At 75.1% G+C, this 18218-nt stretch carries 17 protein-coding genes and 2 tRNA genes; 5 read left to right on the top strand and 14 right to left on the bottom strand.

All coding sequences use genetic code 11. The features are described 5' to 3' along the window. Positions 1 to 23: 23 nt before the first annotated feature. The 5 genes from N866_RS01925 to leuC all read right to left on the bottom strand — a co-directional run bounded on the left by N866_RS01925 (position 24) and on the right by leuC (position 5491). On the bottom strand, positions 24 to 1085 hold the full coding sequence (locus tag N866_RS01925) for an NAD(P)H-dependent glycerol-3-phosphate dehydrogenase (protein WP_245612332.1): 1062 nt from the start codon (positions 1083 to 1085) through the stop codon (positions 24 to 26). Next, positions 1082 to 1798, bottom strand: a complete 717-nt coding sequence (locus N866_RS01920; RefSeq protein WP_034221829.1) for a lysophospholipid acyltransferase family protein — start codon at positions 1796 to 1798, stop codon at positions 1082 to 1084. The genes N866_RS01925 and N866_RS01920 overlap by 4 nt, the downstream gene beginning before the upstream one ends. Positions 1799 to 1819: 21 nt before the next feature. Beyond that, positions 1820 to 3136: a UDP-N-acetylglucosamine 1-carboxyvinyltransferase gene (gene murA / locus N866_RS01915; RefSeq protein ID WP_034221827.1), complete on the bottom strand. Its 1317-nt coding sequence runs from the start codon at positions 3134 to 3136 to the stop codon at positions 1820 to 1822. A 125-nt stretch (positions 3137 to 3261) separates the two neighbouring features. Further along, positions 3262 to 3930 (bottom strand): 3-isopropylmalate dehydratase small subunit, encoded by a 669-nt coding sequence (gene leuD, locus N866_RS01910; protein WP_034221824.1) that lies wholly within the window; start codon positions 3928 to 3930, stop codon positions 3262 to 3264. Between the two features lie 94 nt (positions 3931 to 4024). Beyond that, on the bottom strand, positions 4025 to 5491 hold the full coding sequence (gene leuC, locus N866_RS01905; protein WP_034221823.1) for a 3-isopropylmalate dehydratase large subunit: 1467 nt from the start codon (positions 5489 to 5491) through the stop codon (positions 4025 to 4027). Positions 5492 to 5602: 111 nt separating this feature from the next. Here leuC and N866_RS01900 point away from each other — a divergent pair, with 111 nt between their 5' ends. Further along, entirely contained in the window at positions 5603 to 6322 is a 720-nt protein-coding gene (locus tag N866_RS01900; RefSeq protein ID WP_034221820.1) for an IclR family transcriptional regulator, read from the top strand. Between the two features lie 223 nt (positions 6323 to 6545). Here N866_RS01900 and N866_RS01895 read toward each other — a convergent pair. Together N866_RS01895 and N866_RS01890 are read right to left on the bottom strand one after the other, a co-directional pair. Further along, positions 6546 to 6618, bottom strand: a tRNA-Glu gene (locus N866_RS01895). A 111-nt stretch (positions 6619 to 6729) separates the two neighbouring features. Further along, positions 6730 to 6801: transfer RNA gene (locus N866_RS01890), tRNA-Gln, on the bottom strand. A 159-nt stretch (positions 6802 to 6960) separates the two neighbouring features. Between N866_RS01890 and N866_RS01885 the strand changes: the two genes are divergently transcribed. After that, complete coding sequence (locus tag N866_RS01885) at positions 6961 to 8823, top strand: gamma-glutamyltransferase family protein (protein ID WP_034221870.1); 1863 nt, start codon at positions 6961 to 6963, stop codon at positions 8821 to 8823. On the opposite strand, the gene N866_RS01880 is transcribed toward N866_RS01885, so the two are convergent. From N866_RS01880 to N866_RS01870, 3 genes are all read right to left on the bottom strand, one after another. After that, positions 8805 to 9560 (bottom strand): HAD family hydrolase, encoded by a 756-nt coding sequence (locus N866_RS01880; RefSeq protein ID WP_034221819.1) that lies wholly within the window; start codon positions 9558 to 9560, stop codon positions 8805 to 8807. The two genes, N866_RS01885 and N866_RS01880, sit on opposite strands and share 19 nt — an antisense overlap. A 50-nt stretch (positions 9561 to 9610) precedes the next feature. Further along, positions 9611 to 11158, bottom strand: coding sequence for a glutamate--tRNA ligase (gene gltX / locus N866_RS01875; protein ID WP_052022251.1), 1548 nt, complete (start codon positions 11156 to 11158; stop codon positions 9611 to 9613). A 76-nt stretch (positions 11159 to 11234) separates the two neighbouring features. Next, positions 11235 to 12020 (bottom strand): fumarylacetoacetate hydrolase family protein, encoded by a 786-nt coding sequence (locus N866_RS01870; protein WP_034221864.1) that lies wholly within the window; start codon positions 12018 to 12020, stop codon positions 11235 to 11237. A 49-nt stretch (positions 12021 to 12069) separates the two neighbouring features. Here N866_RS01870 and N866_RS01865 point away from each other — a divergent pair, with 49 nt between their 5' ends. After that, complete coding sequence (locus N866_RS01865; RefSeq protein ID WP_052022250.1) at positions 12070 to 13167, top strand: heparan-alpha-glucosaminide N-acetyltransferase domain-containing protein; 1098 nt, start codon at positions 12070 to 12072, stop codon at positions 13165 to 13167. Here the strand turns inward: N866_RS01865 and N866_RS01860 are convergent. Genes N866_RS01860 through N866_RS01850 form a run of 3 tightly spaced genes read right to left on the bottom strand, consistent with a single transcriptional unit; the run spans position 13151 to position 15212 of the window. Then, positions 13151 to 13969, bottom strand: a complete 819-nt coding sequence (locus N866_RS01860; RefSeq protein WP_034221859.1) for a methyltransferase domain-containing protein — start codon at positions 13967 to 13969, stop codon at positions 13151 to 13153. The genes N866_RS01865 and N866_RS01860 overlap by 17 nt on opposite strands. Positions 13970 to 14018: 49 nt before the next feature. Further along, a complete protein-coding gene (rnhA, locus tag N866_RS01855) occupies positions 14019 to 14513 on the bottom strand; it encodes a ribonuclease HI (RefSeq protein ID WP_034221856.1) in 495 nt (164 codons plus the stop codon). A gap of 18 nt (positions 14514 to 14531) precedes the next feature. After that, complete coding sequence (locus N866_RS01850; RefSeq protein ID WP_034221817.1) at positions 14532 to 15212, bottom strand: pyridoxine/pyridoxamine 5'-phosphate oxidase; 681 nt, start codon at positions 15210 to 15212, stop codon at positions 14532 to 14534. A gap of 54 nt (positions 15213 to 15266) precedes the next feature. Here N866_RS01850 and N866_RS01845 point away from each other — a divergent pair, with 54 nt between their 5' ends. Beyond that, positions 15267 to 16727 (top strand): phosphoribosyltransferase, encoded by a 1461-nt coding sequence (locus tag N866_RS01845; RefSeq protein WP_245612331.1) that lies wholly within the window; start codon positions 15267 to 15269, stop codon positions 16725 to 16727. Between the two features lie 52 nt (positions 16728 to 16779). Continuing rightward, positions 16780 to 17724: a hypothetical protein gene (locus N866_RS01840; protein WP_052022249.1), complete on the top strand. Its 945-nt coding sequence runs from the start codon at positions 16780 to 16782 to the stop codon at positions 17722 to 17724. An 81-nt stretch (positions 17725 to 17805) separates the two neighbouring features. Here the strand turns inward: N866_RS01840 and N866_RS01835 are convergent, their stop codons facing one another. After that, entirely contained in the window at positions 17806 to 18186 is a 381-nt protein-coding gene (locus tag N866_RS01835) for a hypothetical protein (RefSeq protein WP_034221815.1), read from the bottom strand. Positions 18187 to 18218 lie beyond the last annotated feature (32 nt).

Below are 18218 nucleotides of genomic sequence, written 5' to 3'. Positions count from 1 at the left end.
CCCGTCCCGCTCGCGCCGGTCCGTCAGACGGCGGGCTCGGCCAGGGGGCGCGGCAGGGGCTCGTGGGCGCCCTCGACGCCCTCGGCGCGGTGCGGCCGGGCCAGCAGGGCCGCCGCCATCTCCTCCACCGGGAGGCGTCCCGCGAGCACCTCGACGACCGCCTCCGTGATGGGCATGTCGACGCCGACCGTGCGGGCCAGCTCGAGGACGGACGTGGAGGACTTCACGCCCTCCGCGGTGCCGCGTGTGGCGGCGAGGGCCCGGTCGAGGGTCAGCCCGCGGCCGATCTGCACGCCGAGGCTGTGGTTCCGGGACAGCGGCGAGGCACAGGTGGCGACGAGGTCGCCCATGCCCGCGAGGCCGGCGAAGGTCTCGGCCTCCGCCCCCAGCGCGAGGCCGAGCCGCGTGATCTCGACGAGCCCCCGGGTGATGATCGTCGCGGTGGTGTTGTGCCCGTAGCCCTGGCCCTGCGCGATGCCGACGGCCAGCGCGATGACGTTCTTCACCGCACCGCACAGCTCCACCCCGACGACGTCGGCGTTCGTGTACGGCCGGAACGACGGGGAGGCGCAGGCGGCGGCGACGAGCCGCGCCGTGTCGGGGTCGCTCGAGGCGACGACCGTGGCCGTCGGGTGGCGCTCGGCGATCTCCCGGGCGAGGTTCGGCCCCGAGACGACCGCCACGCGGGCGGCCGGCACGCCGAGGACCTCCTGGAGCACCTCGCTCATCCGTCGGTCCGAGCTCAGCTCCACGCCCTTCATCAGCGAGACGACGACGGCGTCCGGCTCGAGGTGCTCGCGCAGCGGCGCGAGGATCATCCGGGCGCTCTGCGCGGGGACGGCGACCGCGACGACCCGGGCGCCCCGCAGTGCGGCCGCGCCGTCGGTCGTGGCCGTGACCCGTGCGGGCAGCTCGACGCCCGGTAGGTAGGCCTCGTTGCGGTGCTCCTCGCGGACCGCGCGGCAGACCTCCTCGCTGCGGCCCCAGAGCGTGACGTCGCACCCGGCGTCCGCGAGGACGGCGGCGAACGTCGTGCCCCAGCTGCCGGTCCCGAGGACGGCGGCGCGCAGCGGCAGGGCGCTCACGCCCGGCCCGCCCGGCGGGGGTCCCAGGGCGTCGCGGGCGGCTCCTCGCCCCGGATGGCCGCCAGCTGCCGCGTGACGGCGCCCATGATCCGGTCCGTCGCCGTGCGCAGGGTCACGGCATCCAGCGGCCGGCCGTAGAGGTCCGTGAGGTCCACCGGCGGTCCGGCGACGACGGTGATCCGCTTGGGCGGGACGAGCCGGGGCACCTTGCCGTACCGGCCGAGGAGGTCCTGCGGTCCCCACTGCGCGATGGGGACGACCGGGGCGCGGGTCGTCAGCGCGAGCCGCGCGACGCCCGTCTTGGCCAGCATCGGCCACAGGTCCGGGTCACCGGTGAAGGTGCCCTCGGGGAAGACGGCGACGCACTCGCCGTCGGCGAGCGCCGCCTCCGCCGCGACCAGGGACTCCCCCGCACGCGCGGAGTTGCGGAAGACCGGGATCTGTCCGCTGGCACGCAGCAGGCGGCCGAGGACCGGCACAGCGAAGAGCGACGACTTCGCCAGGACCTTCGGTGCGACGCCGTTGTCGTAGAGGAAGTGCGCGAACGTCAGCGGGTCGACGTTGGTCATGTGGTTCGCGACCGCGATGAAGCCGCCGTCGCGCGGCAGGTGCTCCGCCCCGTGCCAGTCCCGCCGCGTCACGAGCATCATGACGGGCCGCACGAGGCGGGCGATGGCGCGGTACGCGGGGTTCGAGCGCTGCGGTGCGGGCACGGCAGGCGATGCTACCGGCGGTCAGCCGTGCGAGAACTCCGCGCCCAGCGACGTCAGCTTGTCCAGGAAGTGCTCGTACCCGCGGTCGATGAGCTGGATGCCGCGGACCGACGACGTGCCCTTCGCCGCGAGCGCCGCGATGAGGTGGCTGAACCCGCCGCGCAGGTCCGGCACCTCGATGTCCGCGGCCGCGAGCGGGGTCGGGCCGGAGATGACGGCGGAGTGGTAGAAGTTCCGCTGCCCGAAGCGGCACGGGTGACCGCCGAGGCACTCGCGGTACACCTGGATGGTCGCGCCCATGCCGCGCAGCGCGTCGGTGAAGCCGAAGCGGTTCTCGTAGACCGTCTCGTGGACGATGGACAGCCCGTTGGCCTGCGTCAGGGCCACGACGAGCGGCTGCTGCCAGTCCGTCATGAAGCCGGGGTGCACGTCCGTCTCGAGCACGATGGACGACAGGTCGCCGCCCGGGTGCCAGAACCGGATGCCGTCGTCGTCGACGTCGAACTCGCCCCCGACCTTGCGGAACGTGTTGAGGAACGCCGTCATCTCGGGCTGCGTCGCGCCGCGGACGTAGACGTCGCCCCGCGTGGCGAGCGCCGCCGACGCCCAGGACGCCGCCTCGATCCGGTCCGAGAGCGCCGTGTGCCGGTAGCCGCCGAGCCGCGGGACGCCCTCGATCCGGATGACCCGGTCCGTGTCGACCGAGATGATCGCGCCCATCTTCTGGAGGACGTTGATCAGGTCCATGATCTCGGGCTCGATCGCGGCGTTGCTCAGCTCGGTGAGCCCGTCCGCGCGGACGGCCGTGAGCAGCAGCTGCTCCGTCGCCCCGACGGACGGGTACGGCAGCTCGATCTTCGTGCCGTGCAGGCCGTGCGGCGCGCGGATGTGGATGCCCTGCGCCCGCTTGTCCACCTCGGCGCCGAACTGCCGCAGGATGTCCAGGTGGTAGTTGATCGGCCGGTCGCCGATCCGGCAGCCGCCCAGGTCCGGGATGAAGGCCTCGCCGAGGCGGTGCAGCAGCGGGCCGCAGAAGAGGATCGGGATCCGGCTGGAGCCGGCGTGCGCGTCGATGTCGGCCACGTGGGCGGACTCGACCTTGCTGGGGTCCAGGGTGAGGACGCCGCCGTCGGCGTCGTTGTCGACCTCGACGCCGTGGAGCTCGAGCAGCCCGGTCACCACCCCCACGTCGCGGATCTGCGGCACGTTGCGCAGCACCGAGGGCCCCTCGCCGAGGAGCGCGGCCACCATGGCCTTCGACACGAAGTTCTTGGCTCCGCGAACGGTGATCTCACCGTTGAGGGGGTTCCCGCCGTTCACGTAGAGCACGTCGTCCATGGGGGTCATGCTCCCCCACCCGGGGCCGACCCGTCACCTCGGGAGGTCGTGACGCTCGCGACGGTCGGCCCCGGACGCACGACGACGGCCGCCCGCGCGGTGCGGACGGCCGTCGTCGGGTGCGCTCAGGCCAGGGCGTCGTCGGCGTGGCGAGGGGCCGCGACCGGGCGCGCCGCGACGATCTCGACCGGCGGGAGGTGCTTGGCCGGGAGCGTCCGCGGGCGCCAGCTCGCGCGCTCCGCCTCGAAGGCGGTGATGTCGGGCTCGTGCTGGAGGGTCAGCCCGATGTCGTCCAGGCCTTCCATGAGGCGCCACCGCGTGTAGTCGTCCACGTGGATCGGGACGGTGACGTCCGCGCAGCGCGCCTGCTTCGCCACGAGGTCGACCGTCACCTCGGTGCCGGGGTTGGCCTCGATGACCTTCCAGAGCAGCTCGACGTCCTCCTGGGACACCTGTGCGGCCAGGAGGCCCTGCTTGCCGCTGTTGCCGCGGAAGATGTCGGCGAACCGCGGCGACAGCACGGCACGGAAGCCGTAGTCCTTGAGCGCCCACACGGCGTGCTCGCGGGAGGAGCCCGTCCCGAAGTCGGGGCCCGCGACCAGGACCGACCCGGCGCGGTACGCGTCCTGGTTGAGGACGAAGGACGGGTCACCCCGCCACGCCGCGAACAGCGCGTCCTCGAAGCCGGTCCGGGTGACCCGCTTCAGGTACACGGCCGGGATGATCTGGTCCGTGTCCACGTTGCTGCGCCGCAGCGGGACACCGACGCCGGTGTGCTGGGTGAACTTCTCCATCGTCCTCACGCTTCCGTCGAGGCCGGTCCGCCGGGCGGCGGACGGCCGGGTTGCGGGCCCGGCCGCGGGGCCGGGCGTCGGTGTGCTGTCGCCGTCAGGCCGACAGGAGGCCGCTCTCGGCCGCGGTCAGCGGGCTGCCGTCAGGGGCGACGACGTCGGCGCCCAGGTCCGCGACCGAGGACAGCGTCCCCCGGATCGCGGTCGCGGCGGCGACGAGCGGCGAGACCAGGTGGGTGCGCCCGCCCTTGCCCTGCCGCCCCTCGAAGTTGCGGTTGGAGGTGGAGGCGGCGCGCTCGCCCGGCTGGAGCTGGTCGGGGTTCATGCCCAGGCACATCGAGCAGCCGGCGTTGCGCCACTCGGCACCGAAGTCCAGGAAGATCCGGTCCAGCCCCTCCGCCTCGGCCTGGAGCCGCACCCGCGCCGACGACGGCACGACCAGGACGCGGACGCCGTCCGCCTTGGTCCGGCCCTTGAGCAGCTTGGCGACGGACCGCAGGTCCTCGATGCGCCCGTTGGTGCACGAGCCGATGAACACCGTGTCGACCGGGATGTCGCGCAGCGGCGTCCCGGGGGTGAGCCCCATGTACTCCAGGGCGCGCTCGGCGGCCACGCGCTCGTTCTCGTCCGCGATCTCCCGGGGGTCCGGCACGGACGCCGACAGCGGCAGGCCCTGGCCCGGGTTGGTGCCCCACGTGACGAAGGGCTCCAGGTCCGAGGCCTCGAGGACCACCTCGGCGTCGAAGACGGCGTCGTCGTCGGTGGCCAGGGTGCGCCAGTAGTCGACCGCGGCGTCCCAGTCCGCCCCCTCGGGCGCGTGCGGGCGGCCCTTGAGGTACTCGAACGTGGTCTCGTCCGGCGCGATCATCCCGGCGCGGGCGCCCGCCTCGATCGACATGTTGCAGATCGTCATGCGCGCCTCCATGGACAGCGCACGGATGGCCTCGCCGCGGTACTCCAGGACGTAGCCCTGGCCCCCGCCGGTCCCGATCTTGGCGATGATCGCCAGGATGATGTCCTTCGACGTCGTGCCCTTGGGCAGCGTGCCGTCGACCGTGATCGCCATGGTCTTGAAGGGGGCGAGCGGCAGGGTCTGCGTCGCCAGGACGTGCTCGACCTCGCTCGTGCCGATGCCGAAGGCGAGCGCGCCGAAGGCGCCGTGGGTGGACGTGTGCGAGTCGCCGCAGACGACGGTCAGGCCGGGCATCGTCAGGCCGAGCTGCGGGCCGACCTGGTGCACGATCCCCTGGTCGGCGTCGCCGAGGGAGTGCAGGCGCACGCCGAACTCACGGGCGTTGCTGCGGAGCGTCTCGATCTGCGTGCGGCTGGTCCGGTCCGCGATCGGCAGGTCGATGTCCAGCGTCGGGGTGTTGTGGTCCTCCGTCGCGATGGTGAGGTCCGGGCGGCGCACCGGGCGCCCCGCGAGCCGCAGCCCCTCGAACGCCTGGGGGCTGGTGACCTCGTGCACGAGGTGCAGGTCGATGTAGAGGAGGTCGGGTGCGCCGTCCGTGCCGCGACGCACGATGTGCGCCTCCCAGACCTTCTCAGCCAGCGTGCGACCCATGTGATGCTTCCTCTCCGTGTCCGAGTCCGGTCCGTGCCCGGTGGGGTGGTCCGGGAAACCGGTGGGGCCGAGGGACTTGCGTCTCACCGCGTGAGACGCCAATATCGACCTATGGACAACTCTAGCGGAGTCGGCGTCCTGGACAAGGCCGCATCGGTCCTGAGTGCCCTCGAGGCAGGACCCGCGACCCTCGCCCAGCTCGTCGCCGCCACCCACCTCGCCCGGCCGACCGCCCACCGCCTGGCCGTCGCCCTCGAGCACCACCGCCTCGTGGCTCGTGACATGCAGGGCCGCTTCGTGCTCGGACCTCGCCTGTCCGAGCTCGCCACCGCCGCCGGCGAGGACCGCCTCCTCGCCGCCGCGAACCCCGTGCTCACGGCCCTGCGCGACCACTGCGGCGAGAGCGCGCAGCTCTACCGGCGGCAGGGCGACCAGCGCATCTGCGTCGCCGCGGCCGAGCGGCCGATGGGCCTGCGCGACTCGATCCCGGTCGGTGCGACCCTCACGATGCACGCCGGCTCCGCGGCCCAGATCCTCCTGGCCTGGGAGGAGCCCGACCGCCTGCACCGCGGCCTGCAGGGGGCGAAGTTCACCGCCACGATCCTCTCCGGCGTGCGGCGTCGTGGCTGGGCCCAGTCCGTCTCCGAGCGGGAGGCCGGGGTCGCCTCGGTCTCGGCGCCGGTCCGCGGACCGTCGGGCCGGGTCGTCGCGGCAGTGTCGATCTCCGGTCCCGTCGAGCGCCTCGGCCGCCAGCCGGGCCGCCTCCACGCCGCGGCGGTGGTCGCCGCGGCCAACCGGCTCACGGAGGTCCTGCGCCGCACGTCGGAGTGACCACCGGGGTGACCCCACCCCCGTCGCCGACGACGCCGACATCCGCTCCCGAGGGGGCCGCCGCACTCCGCGGCGGCCCCCTCGGCGTGCGAGCGGCCCGCACGCGAGCGGCCGGCGTGCGAGCAGCCGGAGCCGCGCTGCCCGCGACGATCTCGACCGCGACGGCGGCCGGACGGGACAGCACGAAGGCCCGGTCGCTGGGCGACCGAGCCTTCGTGAGACGTACCCCCAAGGGGATTCGAACCCCTGTTACCGCCGTGAGAGGGCGGCGTCCTAGGCCACTAGACGATGGGGGCCTGGGCTGGATCTCCGCCCTCTCGGGCTTCGATCCGGTGAGTACCTTACACCATCTCCGCCGGGCCCTCGACCACCCCTCCGAGGAGGAGAAACCGCAGGTCAGCGAAGCGCTGGGGTACCAGGACTCGAACCTAGACTAAGTGAACCAGAATCACTCGTGCTGCCAATTACACCATACCCCATGGGGTATGACGACAGCGTCCTGAGGCCCCGGAGGAGCATCCGAACCGGTCGTCGTACCGCCGGGGAACATTACCCGAGAACGACCACCGGTCCAAACCGCCCGGGCCGGCCGAACCCGTCCGCCGGTGCCGGCCGCCGGCCCGTGCGAGCATGCGGACGTGACGACGCAGCGCTTCACCACGCGGCCCGAGCTCACCGGCACCACCGGGATGGTGGCCTCGACCCACTGGCTCGCCTCCGGGACGGGGATGGCCGTCCTCGAGCGCGGCGGCAACGCCTTCGACGCCGCGGTGGCGGCCGGCCTGGTGCTGCACGTGGTCGAGCCGCACCTCAACGGGTTCGCGGGCGACCTGCCCCTCATCGCAGCGACCGGCGGCTCGGGCGAGCCCTTCGTGCTGTGCGGCCAGGGCAGCGCGCCGGCCGCCGCGACGCCGGAGGCGTTCGCCGGGCTCGGGCTGGACCACGTGCCGGGCACGAGCCTGCTCGCCGCCGTCGTCCCGGGGGCGTTCGGCACGTGGATGGACCTGCTCGCCCGCTACGGCACGTGGCACGTCGCCGACGTCATGGCCTTCGCGATCGGCTACGCGCGCGACGGCTTCCCGCTCCTGGACCAGGCGTCCGCCACCATCGCCCGCGTCGCGGACCACTTCCGCGAGCACTGGCCCAGCTCCGCCGCGACCTACCTCTCGGGCGGCGAGGTCCCGGCGCCCGGCAGCCGGTTCCGCCTGCCGGGACTCGCGGCCACGATGGAGCGGATCGTCGCGGAGGCGCGGGCCGCCGGGCCGGACCGCCTGGCCGGGATCGAGGGTGCGCGCCGCGCGTTCTACGAGGGCTTCGTCGCCGAGGAGATCGGCCGCTTCTGCGCCGCGCAGGAGCTCATGGACTCCTCCGGCCGGCCGCACCGCGGACTGCTCACCCCCGAGGACCTCGCGGGCTGGCAGGTGCGCGAGGAGCGGCCGACGACGATCGAGTTCGCCGGGCGCACGATCGCCAAGACCGGCCCGTGGGGCCAGGGTCCGGTGCTGCTGCAGCAGCTGCGGATGCTCGAGGGGATGGACCTCGAGGACACCCGGTCCGGCAGCGCCGAGCTGGTCCACGCCGTCGTCGAGACCGCCAAGCTCGCCTACGCCGACCGCGACCACTGGTACGCCGACCCCGACCACGCCGACGTCCCGCTGGGCGACCTGCTGTCGCCGGGGTACGCGGCCGAGCGCCGCGCGCTGGTGGGCGCGACCGCCTCGGACCTGTACCGCCCCGGCTCCCCCGGCGGCCACGCGCCGCGCGGCCTTCCGGACGCCGTCGTCGCCCGGGTGGAGCGGGCGATCGCCGCTGCCGCAGACGACGGCGCGGCGGCGGACGGTCCCCGAACCCGCGCGGCGGGGGTGGGCGAGCCGACGTTCGGCCCCGACCCCGCCGTGCGACCTGACGGGTCGGCGCGCGGCGACACGTGCCACCTCGACGTCGTCGACCGGTGGGGGAACATCGTCTCGGCGACCCCGAGCGGGGCGTGGCTCCAGTCCTCCCCCGTCGTCCCCGCTCTCGGCCTGCCTCTGCCGACGCGGGCCCAGATGTTCTGGGTCGAGCCGGGGTTCCCGGGATCCGTCTCGCCGCGCAAGCGGCCGCGGACCACGCTGAGCCCCACGCTGGTGCTCCGCGACGGCCGGCCCGAGATCGCCTGCGGCACCCCGGGCGGGGACCAGCAGGACCAGTGGCAGGTGCCGCTCCTGCTCAACCACCTCGTCTACGGCATGGGGCTCCAGGAGGCGATCGACGCGCCCACGTGGCACACCACGCACCTGGTGTCCTCGTTCGACCCGCGCGACCTGGACCCGCTCGGCGTCACCGCCGAGGACCGCCTGGGACCGGAGGTCCTCGCCGACCTGCGCCGCCGGGGCCACCGGCTCACGGTCGCCGGACCCTGGTCGCTCGGGCGCCTCAGCGCGGTGGGGACCGGGTCCGACGGCCTGCTCCGCGGGGCGGCGAACCCCCGGGGCATGCAGGGCTACGCCGTCGGGCGCTGAGCCCCGTCCAGCCCCAGGACCACCGGCAGCTCCGCCAGCGTCGCCACGACGTGCACCCCGGCGGCGCGCGCCGCCGCCACGTCCTCCGGCGGGACGATCACGCGCCGGGGGCCGGGCCGGTCGACCCACACCCCGACCAGGCCCGCCCCGACCGCGGCGACCGCGTCGACGTCGAGCTCGTCCCCGACGTAGGCGGTGCGGGCCGGGTCGGTGCCGAGCCGGCGGCACGCCTCGAGGAAGACCGAGGGATGGGGCTTGCCCACCCCCAGCGTGTCCACGCCGACGAGCACCTCCAGCCGGTCGGCCAGGCCGACGCGACGCAGCTTCGCCGTCTGGTAGTCGACCCCCGCGTTGGACAGGGCGCCGACCGCCACCCCGTGGGCGAGCAGGGCGTCCACCACGGCGGACACCTCCTCGTGCGCCGTCCACGCGCCCGCGAAGCCGGTCTCGAACAGGTCGTCCCACCGCGCGAACGCCTCGTCGTCGAGCGGGGCCCCGCCGAAGACGCGCTGCAGCTCCGCCGCCCGGGCCACCCGCTGGTCGCGGTACCCGATCTCGCCGCTGGTGTACCGGCGGTAGTGCCCCCCGGTGTCCGCGCGCCAGACCTGGAGCAGCTCCGCGTGGCGCTCCGGGGGCAGGTGCGGCAGGAAGGAGGCCGCGGCGGCGGTGAGCGCCACCGCGAACGCGCCGCGGGTGTCGACCAGGGTGTCGTCGATGTCCAGGAGCACCCCGTCCACGGCGCGCGCAGGGTCGGCGGGCGGGCCGCCCCTCCCCCTGGACGACCCGGTCACACCGTCGCGCGCAGGGCGCGCAGCCGCGCGAGCGTGGAGTCCCGGCCGAGGATCTCCAGCGACTCGAAGAGCGGCGGGGAGACGCGGCGCCCCGAGACGGCGACCCGCAACGGCGTGAACGCGAAGCGGGGCTTGATGCCCAGGCCCTCCACCAGGGCGGCCGTCAGGGCGTCCTGGACGGCCGCGGTCGTGAAGGCGTCCGCGGCGAGCGGCTCCAGGGCCGCGACGGCGGCGTCGAGAACGGCGCCGGCGTCGTCCCGCAGGGCGGCGCGGGCGTCGTCCTCCACGACGACGTCCGCGTCGGCGCGCAGGAGGAAGCCGAGCATCCCGACCGCCTCGCCGAGCAGCGTCATGCGCTCCTGCACCAGGGGCGCGCCGACGTCCAGCACGGCGCGCTCGTCGTCGCGCAGCCCGTCCCAGGAGCGGTCGGACAGCAGCCCGGCGTCGTGCAGGTACGGCACCAGCCGGTCGCGGAAGTCCTGCGGCTCGAGCAGCCGGACGTGCGCGGCGTTGATCGCCTCGGCCTTCTTCAGGTCGAACCGCGCGGGGTTGGGCAGGACGTCGGCGACGTCGAACGCCGCGACCATCTCCTGGACCGAGAAGATGTCCCGGTCCGGCGCGATGGACCAGCCGAGCAGCGCGAGGTAGTTGAGCAGCCCCTCCGGCACGAAGCCCCGCTCGCGGTGGAGGAAGAGGTTGGACTCCGGGTCCCGCTTGGAGAGCTTCTTGTTGGCCTCGCCCATGACGTAGGGCAGGTGCCCGTAGACCGGCTCGACGGACGCGATGCCGAGCGCGAGCAGCGCGCGGAACAGCACCACCTGCCGCGGGGTCGAGGACAGCAGGTCCTCGCCGCGCAGGACGTGGGTGATCCCCATGAGCGCGTCGTCGACGGGGTTGGTCAGCGTGTAGAGGGGCTGGCCGTTGCCGCGGACGATGACGTAGTCGGGCACCGAGCCCGGCTTGAAGGTCAGCTCGCCTCGCACGAGGTCGGTGAAGACGACGTCCTCGTCGGGCATGCGGATCCGCAGGACCGGCTCGCGGCCCTCTGCCCGGTACGCCGCCTTCTGCTCCTCCGTGAGGTCGCGGTCGAACCCGTCGTAGCCGAGCTTGGGGTCGCGGCCCGCCGCGCGGTGCCGGGCCTCGACCTCCTCCGGCGTGGAGAAGGACTCGTACGCGTACCCGGCCTCCAGCAGCCGGCGCGCGACGTCGGCGTAGAGCTCCAGGCGCTGGGACTGCCGGTACGGCTCGTGCGGTCCCCCGACCTCGACGCCCTCGTCCCAGTCCAGGCCCAGCCAGCGGAGCGCGTCCAGCAGCTGCTGGTAGCTCTCCTCGGAGTCGCGCTCGGCGTCCGTGTCCTCGATCCGGAAGACGAACGTGCCGCCGGTGTGGCGGGCGTACGCCCAGTTGAACAGGGCGGTCCGGATGAGGCCGACGTGCGGCGTGCCCGTCGGCGACGGGCAGAAGCGGACCCGCACGGCGGAGCCGGTGGCGGAGGACGAGGGGGACGACGGCGTCGCGAGGTGCGCGGAGGAGGTCTCAGACATGGTGCGGCCAGCGTAGTGCCGTGCCGCACGATCCCCGGAGCCCTCGGGGACCGCCCCGAGCCGCCGTCGGCGGGCGTCAGACGCGACGGATCACCGGGTTGCGCAGCACCCCGATGTCCTCGACCTCGCACTCCACGACGTCACCGTGCCGGACCGGTCCGACCCCCGCCGGGGTGCCGGTGAGGATGACGTCACCCGGCAGCAGGGTGAACACCTCGGAGATGTACGAGACGAGCGTGGCGACGTCGAACACGAGGTCCCGCGTGCGGCCGTCCTGCGTGGTCGTGCCGTTGACGCGGCAGAGGACCGCGAGGTCGTCGACGTCCAGGCCCGGCACGATCCACGGTCCCAGCGGACAGGACCCGTCGAACCCCTTGGCCCGGGTCCACTGCGCGTCGGAGCGCTGGACGTCGCGCGCCGTGACGTCGTTGGCGACCGTGTAGCCGAAGACCCGCGTCAGGGCCTGCTCGGGCGAGACGTCCTTGGTCACCTTGCCGATGACGACGGCGAGCTCCGCCTCGTGGTGCACGTCCTCGCTCCACGGCGGCAGCACGATCGGGTCGTCCGGGCCGATGACGCTCGTGTTCGGCTTGAGGAACAGCAGCGGGCTGGACGGGACCTCGTTGCCGAGCTCCGCGGCGTGGTCGGCGTAGTTGCGCCCGACGCCCACCACCTTCGACCGCGGGATGACCGGCGCCAGCAGCCGGACGTCGTCGCGGTCCAGCGGCACGTGCTCCCCGGTCGGCTGGACCGGCGTGTAGATCGGGTCGCCCGTGATGACGACCAGCTGCTCCTGACCCGGCTCGCCCTCGACGAGCGCGTAGCGGGGGTCGTCCCCCGTGGTGAACCTGGCGATGCGCATGGCCGCAGCGTAGGCGCTGGCGAGCGCGTCGTAGGCTGCCGCGGTGGGCATGCCGACGAGCCAGGACACCGTGCGGCGGGAGGACCAGGGCGCACCCCGGGCCCGGCTGGTCGGCGTCGACGCGACCCGCGGGCTCGCCGTGCTCGGCATGTTCGCCGCCCACGTGGGGGCCGCAGGACCGGACTTCTGGGCCGGCACGGGGTGGCTCCAGGTCGCCGACGGCCGGTCCGCCGCCACCTTCGCGATGCTCGCCGGGCTCTCGGCCGCGCTCCTGAGCGGGGGGCCCGTGCCGGCCGAGGGGGCGGCCCTGCGCTTCGCGCGGGTGCGCATCCTGGTCCGGGCCGCGCTGCTCGTGCCGATCGGTGTCGTGCTCATCGCCCTGGGCACGCCGGTCGCCGTGATCCTCCCGGCGTACGCCGTGATGTTCGCGCTCCTCGTCCTGGTGCTGCGCGTGCCGCCCGCCTGGCTCGTCGCCGCGGCGGGGGCGGTCGCCGTCGTCGGGCCGCCGCTGGCGCTCGCCGGACGGGCGGTCCTGCCCGGGGCCGACAGCGGCCTGTCGCAGCCCGTCGACGTCCTCGTCGGCCAGCACTACCCCGTCGTGGTCTGGTCCGCGTACCTCCTCGTCGGCCTGGCGGTGGGCCGCCTGGACCTCGCCGCGCCGACGACGTCACGCCGGCTCGCCGTCGTCGGGGCGGTCGCCCTGGTGGCCGGGTACGGCACCTCCGCGGTCGCGCTGCGCGTGCTGCCGGAGAGCGCCACCGTCCTGCGCGCGCTGCTCACCGCCGAGCCGCACGCCGACACGCTGCCCGAGGTCGTCGGCAACCTCGGGGTGTCGCTGCTCGTCCTCGCGCTGCTGCTCGCGGTCGGCCGGCGCGCCCCGGCGGTCCTCGTCCCGGTCGCCGCGACGGGCGCCCTCGCGCTCACGGCGTACGTCGTCCACGTGGTCGTCATCGCGGCCCTCGGGGACGACGCCGTCTTCGGACCGGAGAACGGCGACCTCGTGGCCTTCGTCGTCGTCACGGTGGTCGCGACCACGGCGTGGCGCGCCGCGCTGGGCCGGGGGCCGCTGGAGCGGGCGCTGCACCGGGTCTCCACCGACGCCGCGCGCCTCGACGCCGAGCGGAGGGCGGTCAGGGCCGGGCGATGAGCTCCCCGTGCAGGATGGCGAACCAGCCGTCCGGCGCCTCGCCCCACTCCCGCCACGCCTCCGCCAGGGCCTCCAGCGCGACGTCGTCGGCCAGCCCGGCCGCGAGCGCGCGCTCCGCGAAGCCCGACGACGTGACGCGCTCGGCCCAGGTCCCGGCCCACCACGCGCGGTCCTCCGGGGTCGCGAAGCACCACGCGGAGGCGCCCGGGGTGAGCTGCTCGGGCCGGAAGCCGGCCTCGAGCGCCCAGTGCAGCAGCCGGCGGCCGGCGTCGGCCTCGGTCCGGTTCGCCTCCGTGACCTCGTGGTAGAGCGCGAGCCACTCGTCGAGCCCCGCGGACGCGGGGAACCAGGTCGTCGCTGCGTAGTCCGCGTCGCGCAGGGCGAGCACGCCGCCCGGGCGCGTCACCCGCCGCATCTCCCGCAGCGCCGCGACGGGGTCGGTCAGGTGCTGGAGGACCTGGTGGGCGTGGACGACGTCGAAGCTCGCGGCCGGGAACGGCAGCGCGTGCACGTCGGCGACCTGCACCGTGAGGTTCGGGACGTCGGCCTCGAGCGCCGCCTCGCGGGCCAGCTCCACGGCCGCCGGTGCCGCGTCGACGGCGACGACCTCGCCGGGGCTGACGGCCCGCGCCAGGTCCACGGTGATGCTGCCCGGTCCGCAGCCGACGTCGAGCAGCCGCTGGCCGGGCTCGAGCAGGGGCAGCAGGTAGGCCGCCGAGCTCGCCGCGGTGCGCCGGGCGTGCGACCGGACGACGCTGCTGTGGTGACCGTGGGTGTAGACGTCGGCGCTCACGGGGTCCAGTGAGTCAGAGCGGGCGCGCCGTATCAACGCACGGGACGGAACGTCTCGCTCAGCGGACCGGTGCGCGGGTCCCTGCCGCCTGGAGCGCCTCCACGCCGCGGTTCGCGAGCGCGTCGGCGCGCTCGTTCCCCGGGTCCCCGGCGTGGCCCTTGACCCAGACCCACGTCACGTCGTGGCGCCCCACCTCGCGGTCCAGCGCCTCCCACAGCTCTCGGTTCTTCACGGGCTTGCGCTCCCCCGTCAGCCAGCCGTTGCGCTTCCACCCGGCCATCCACCGGGTCATGCCGTGCATGACGTAGGTGGAGTCGACGTGGAGCGTCACGGCGCAGGAGCGGTTGAGGGCGCCGAGCGCCTGGATGACCGCGCTCAGCTCCATCCGGTTGTTCGTGGTCACGGGCTCGCCGCCGAAGAGCTCCCGCTCGTGGCTGCCGGCCCGCAGCAGCGCGCCCCACCCGCCCGGACCCGGGTTGCCCTTGCAGGCGCCGTCCGTCCAGATCTCCACCGCGGGACGGTCGACGGCGGACTCGGGTGAGGGGCTGACCACCACGTCACCCTACGGGCGTCACGGCCACACGAGACGTCTGGACCACCCCGCGCCGTCGCGCCGGTAGACGACCCTCTGGTGCGCACGGTCGCCAGAGCCCTGCCAGAGCTCGACCTCCTCGGGGACCACGGCGTAGAGCACCCAGTCCGGCAGCACGGCGTCCGGCTCCGCCTCCACCCGCGCCGACGCCGCACGCATGGCCTCGTGGAGGACGTCGACGCCCGCCAACGGCTCGCCCGGCCGGGTCGCGAAGGCCGCGGCGCGGGACGCCGGCGAGCGGGCCAGGAAGTCCGCGGCGCACTCGTCGGCGTCGAGGCGCACCGCGGTGCCCGCGACACGGACCTGCCGGCCCAGCGGCTGCCAGTAGAAGGACAGGGCCACCGCCGCGTTGACCTCGAGGTCCCGTGCCTTCTGGCTGCGCAGGTCGGTCGCGAACACCCACCGCCCCTGGTCGTCGACGTCCTTGAGGACGACGACGCGGGAGGACGGGCGACCCGCCGCGTCCGCCGTCGAGACGGTCACGGCGTGCGGCTCGGGCACCCCCGCGTCGAGCGCCTCCCGCAGCCACCGGAGGAAGGCCGTGACCGGGTCGTCCGGCAGGGACTGCGGCTCGAGCCGGGGCAGCGCGCCGGCGAGCGCCGGGAGGCGGCGCAGGGTGCGGCGCAACGAGGCGGACGAGGCGTCGTCGAGAGGCGGCATGCGGCGACGCTAGCCCAGGGCCCCGGGGATGGACGACGACCGCCGGACGGGGTCATGGTGGAGGCGGAGGTGGTGACGATGTGGTCCACCGACCGTGCCGGGCGCACGACCTTCGCCGACCGCGAGGACGCCGGCCGCCGGCTCGCAGCGCGGCTCGAGCACCTGCGGAGCGAGGACGTCGTGGTCCTCGGCCTGCCGCGCGGGGGCGTCCCGGTCGCCGCCCGGGTCGCGCAGGCGCTCGGGGCGCCGCTGGACGTGGTGGTGGTGCGCAAGCTGGGGGTGCCGTGGCAGCCGGAGCTCGCGATGGGCGCCGTCGGCGAGGACGGCGTCACGGTCCTGGACGACCGGGTGCTCGGGTCGACCCGGCTCACCCCCGAGGACGTCGAGCGGGTGGCGACCCGCGAGCGTGCCGAGCTGGACCGCAGGATCGCCCGGTTCCGCGGTGACCGGCCGCGGGTGCCCCTGGGGGGCCGCACCGCCGTCGTCGTGGACGACGGACTGGCGACGGGCTCGACGGCCCGTGCCGCGTGCCAGGTCGTGCGAGCCCTGGGCGCACGGCGCCTCGTGCTGGCCGTGCCCGTCGCACCGTCGGGCTGGGAGCGTCGCCTGGCCGGCGTCGCGGACGAGCTGGTCGCGGTGTCGGCGCCGCGGGGCTTCCTGGCGATCGGGGAGTTCTACGACGACTTCCGGCAGACCGGCGACGAGGAGGTGCTGGCCTGCCTGGAGGGCGCCCGCGCGCGGGCCCCCGGTCGGGAAGGTCCCCCGGGGCCCGGAGCCGACCACGAGCCCCGTCCGGACGACGTGCCCCGTCCGGACGAGCAGGTCCCTGAGCGACGGCGGCCGCCCCTCCGCGAGACGCTCACCGTCCCGGCCGGTGACGTCGACCTCATGGGGGACCTCGACGTCCCGGCGGACGCGCGGGGTCTCGTCGTGTTCGCGCACGGCTCCGGGAGCAGCCCGCACAGCCCGCGCAACCGGTACGTCGCCGGTGTCCTGGCGGACGCCGGTCTCGCGACGCTCCTGCTCGACCTGCTCACCCCGGCCGAGGACGGCGACCGCACGGTCGTCTTCGACGTCGAGCTCCTCGCCAGGCGCCTCGACTCCGTGCTCCGCCACCTCGCCGGGCTCCCGGGCACGGCCGGACTGCCCCTCGGTCTGTTCGGCGCGAGCACGGGTGCGGCAGCAGCGCTCCTGGCTGCGGCCGGACCCGCCGCCTCGGTGGCCGCGGTCGTCTCGCGCGGCGGGCGGCCCGACCTCGCGGCACTGCGCCTGACCTCGGTGCGGGCCCCGACGCTGCTGGTCGTCGGCGGCGACGACCCCGTCGTCCTCGACCGCAACGAACGTGCGCTGCGCATGCTGCGCTGCCCGGCCCGGCTCGTCGTCGTCCCCGGCGCGACCCACCTCTTCGAGGAGCCGGGGACGCTCGAGGCCGCCGCGACGGCAGCCCGGGACTGGTTCCTCGAGCACCTCGCCGCCGGCCGGGGGGAGGCACCCGCACCCGAGGAGGACGGGTGAGGGCACCGGATCGTGCCGCGGGACCCGTGCGCGAGGGACGTACCCTCGGGACGTGACGTCCGCGACCGCCGGTGCCCGGACCCTGGCGGCACCGCGATGGCGCCGGCTCGCCGGCCAGCACGCCGAGCGCGCCGACGCCCTCACCGCGGGACACCGGGACCGGCGCGCGCGGGGCGAGAAGCACCCCGTCGAGGACTTCCTGTTCGAGTACTACTCCCTCAGGCCCGCGGCGCTGCGGCGGTGGCACCCCGGTGCCGGTACGCGCCTGGCGCCCGGGCCGGACGGCCCCGCCCCGCACGGCGCGTGGCGCTGGTACACGACGGACGACGACGGCGCCGTGCGCCTCGACCTGGTCGGCTACCTCGCCGACCGGGGTGAGACGGTCCGCTACGTGCACGACCTCCTGGTCGCGACCTCCGGGCGGCCCGCGCACCTCGGCTGCCTCGGGCTGCACGAGTGGGCGATGGTCTACCGCCAGGACCCCGCGCGCCACCGGCACGCGCTGCCGCTGCGGCTGGGCGCCGAGGGGACGGACGCCGTCGTCGAGCGGCACCCACTGCGCTGCTCGCACTTCGACGCCTTCCGGTTCTTCACGCCGGAGGCGGCCCCACGCAACGCGCTCCAGCCGACACGGGAGAGCCAGCCGGCCCTCGAGCAGCCGGGATGCCTGCATGCGGCGATGGACCTGCTGAAGTGGTCCCTCAAGCTGGGGCCCCTCGTCCCGGGAGACGTGCTGCTTGAGGCCTTCGTCCTCGCGTCCGACGTGCGGCACCTCGACATGCAGGCGTCGCCCTACGACGTCAGCGGGCTCGGCGAGGTCCCCGTGGCGATCGAGACCCCCGAGGGCAAGGCGGAGTACGTCCGGCGGCAGCGCGCGTTCGCCGAGCGGTCGACCCCGCTGAGGGCGCGACTGACCGCCGTCTGCGCGGCCGCCCTGGACGCCCACCCCGCCGAGCAGCCGGACGTCGTCGACGCCGGGGCGGGCGCAGCCGTCTGAGCGGCAGGCGCGTCACCCCGGCGGGCCGGCCGGCGGGCGGTCGGCCGTCCGACGACCCGTTCCACCACGCCCACCTCCCCCTCAGCCGAGCAGCCCTGCCACGCCGGTGAGCACGGGCGTGGCGAGCCAGTAGAGGGCCACGACCGCGCCGACGACCGTCGGCACGAGACCCTTCGGCTCGCCCTCGCGCTCGGCACGGCGCCCGTTGACGAGGGCGAACACCGCGGGCGCCAGCCCGATCACCGTGGCCGGCAGGCCGGCGAGGAGGAAGACCTCCAGGGAGGGCGCCGCCGCCGAGCCGCTCTCGTGCCCGAGCAGCGACGCCACGCCGTCACCGACGAGCATCGCCACCACGAAGGCGACCGGCACGAGCGCGACGCCGATCCAGGCGTGACGCAGGTGGCGGCGCGCCGCGACGAGCGGGCGGCCCCACGACGGGGAGGTCGGTGCGGTGGCGGTCATGGTGCACCTCCACCACCAGACCACACCCGCCG

Origin of the sequence: Actinotalea ferrariae CF5-4, assembly GCF_000603945.1 — a bacterium.
Taxonomy (GTDB): domain Bacteria; phylum Actinomycetota; class Actinomycetes; order Actinomycetales; family Cellulomonadaceae; genus Actinotalea; species Actinotalea ferrariae.
Note: the sequence above shows the minus strand (reverse complement) of the source record. Positions and strands in the feature narration are given on the sequence as shown.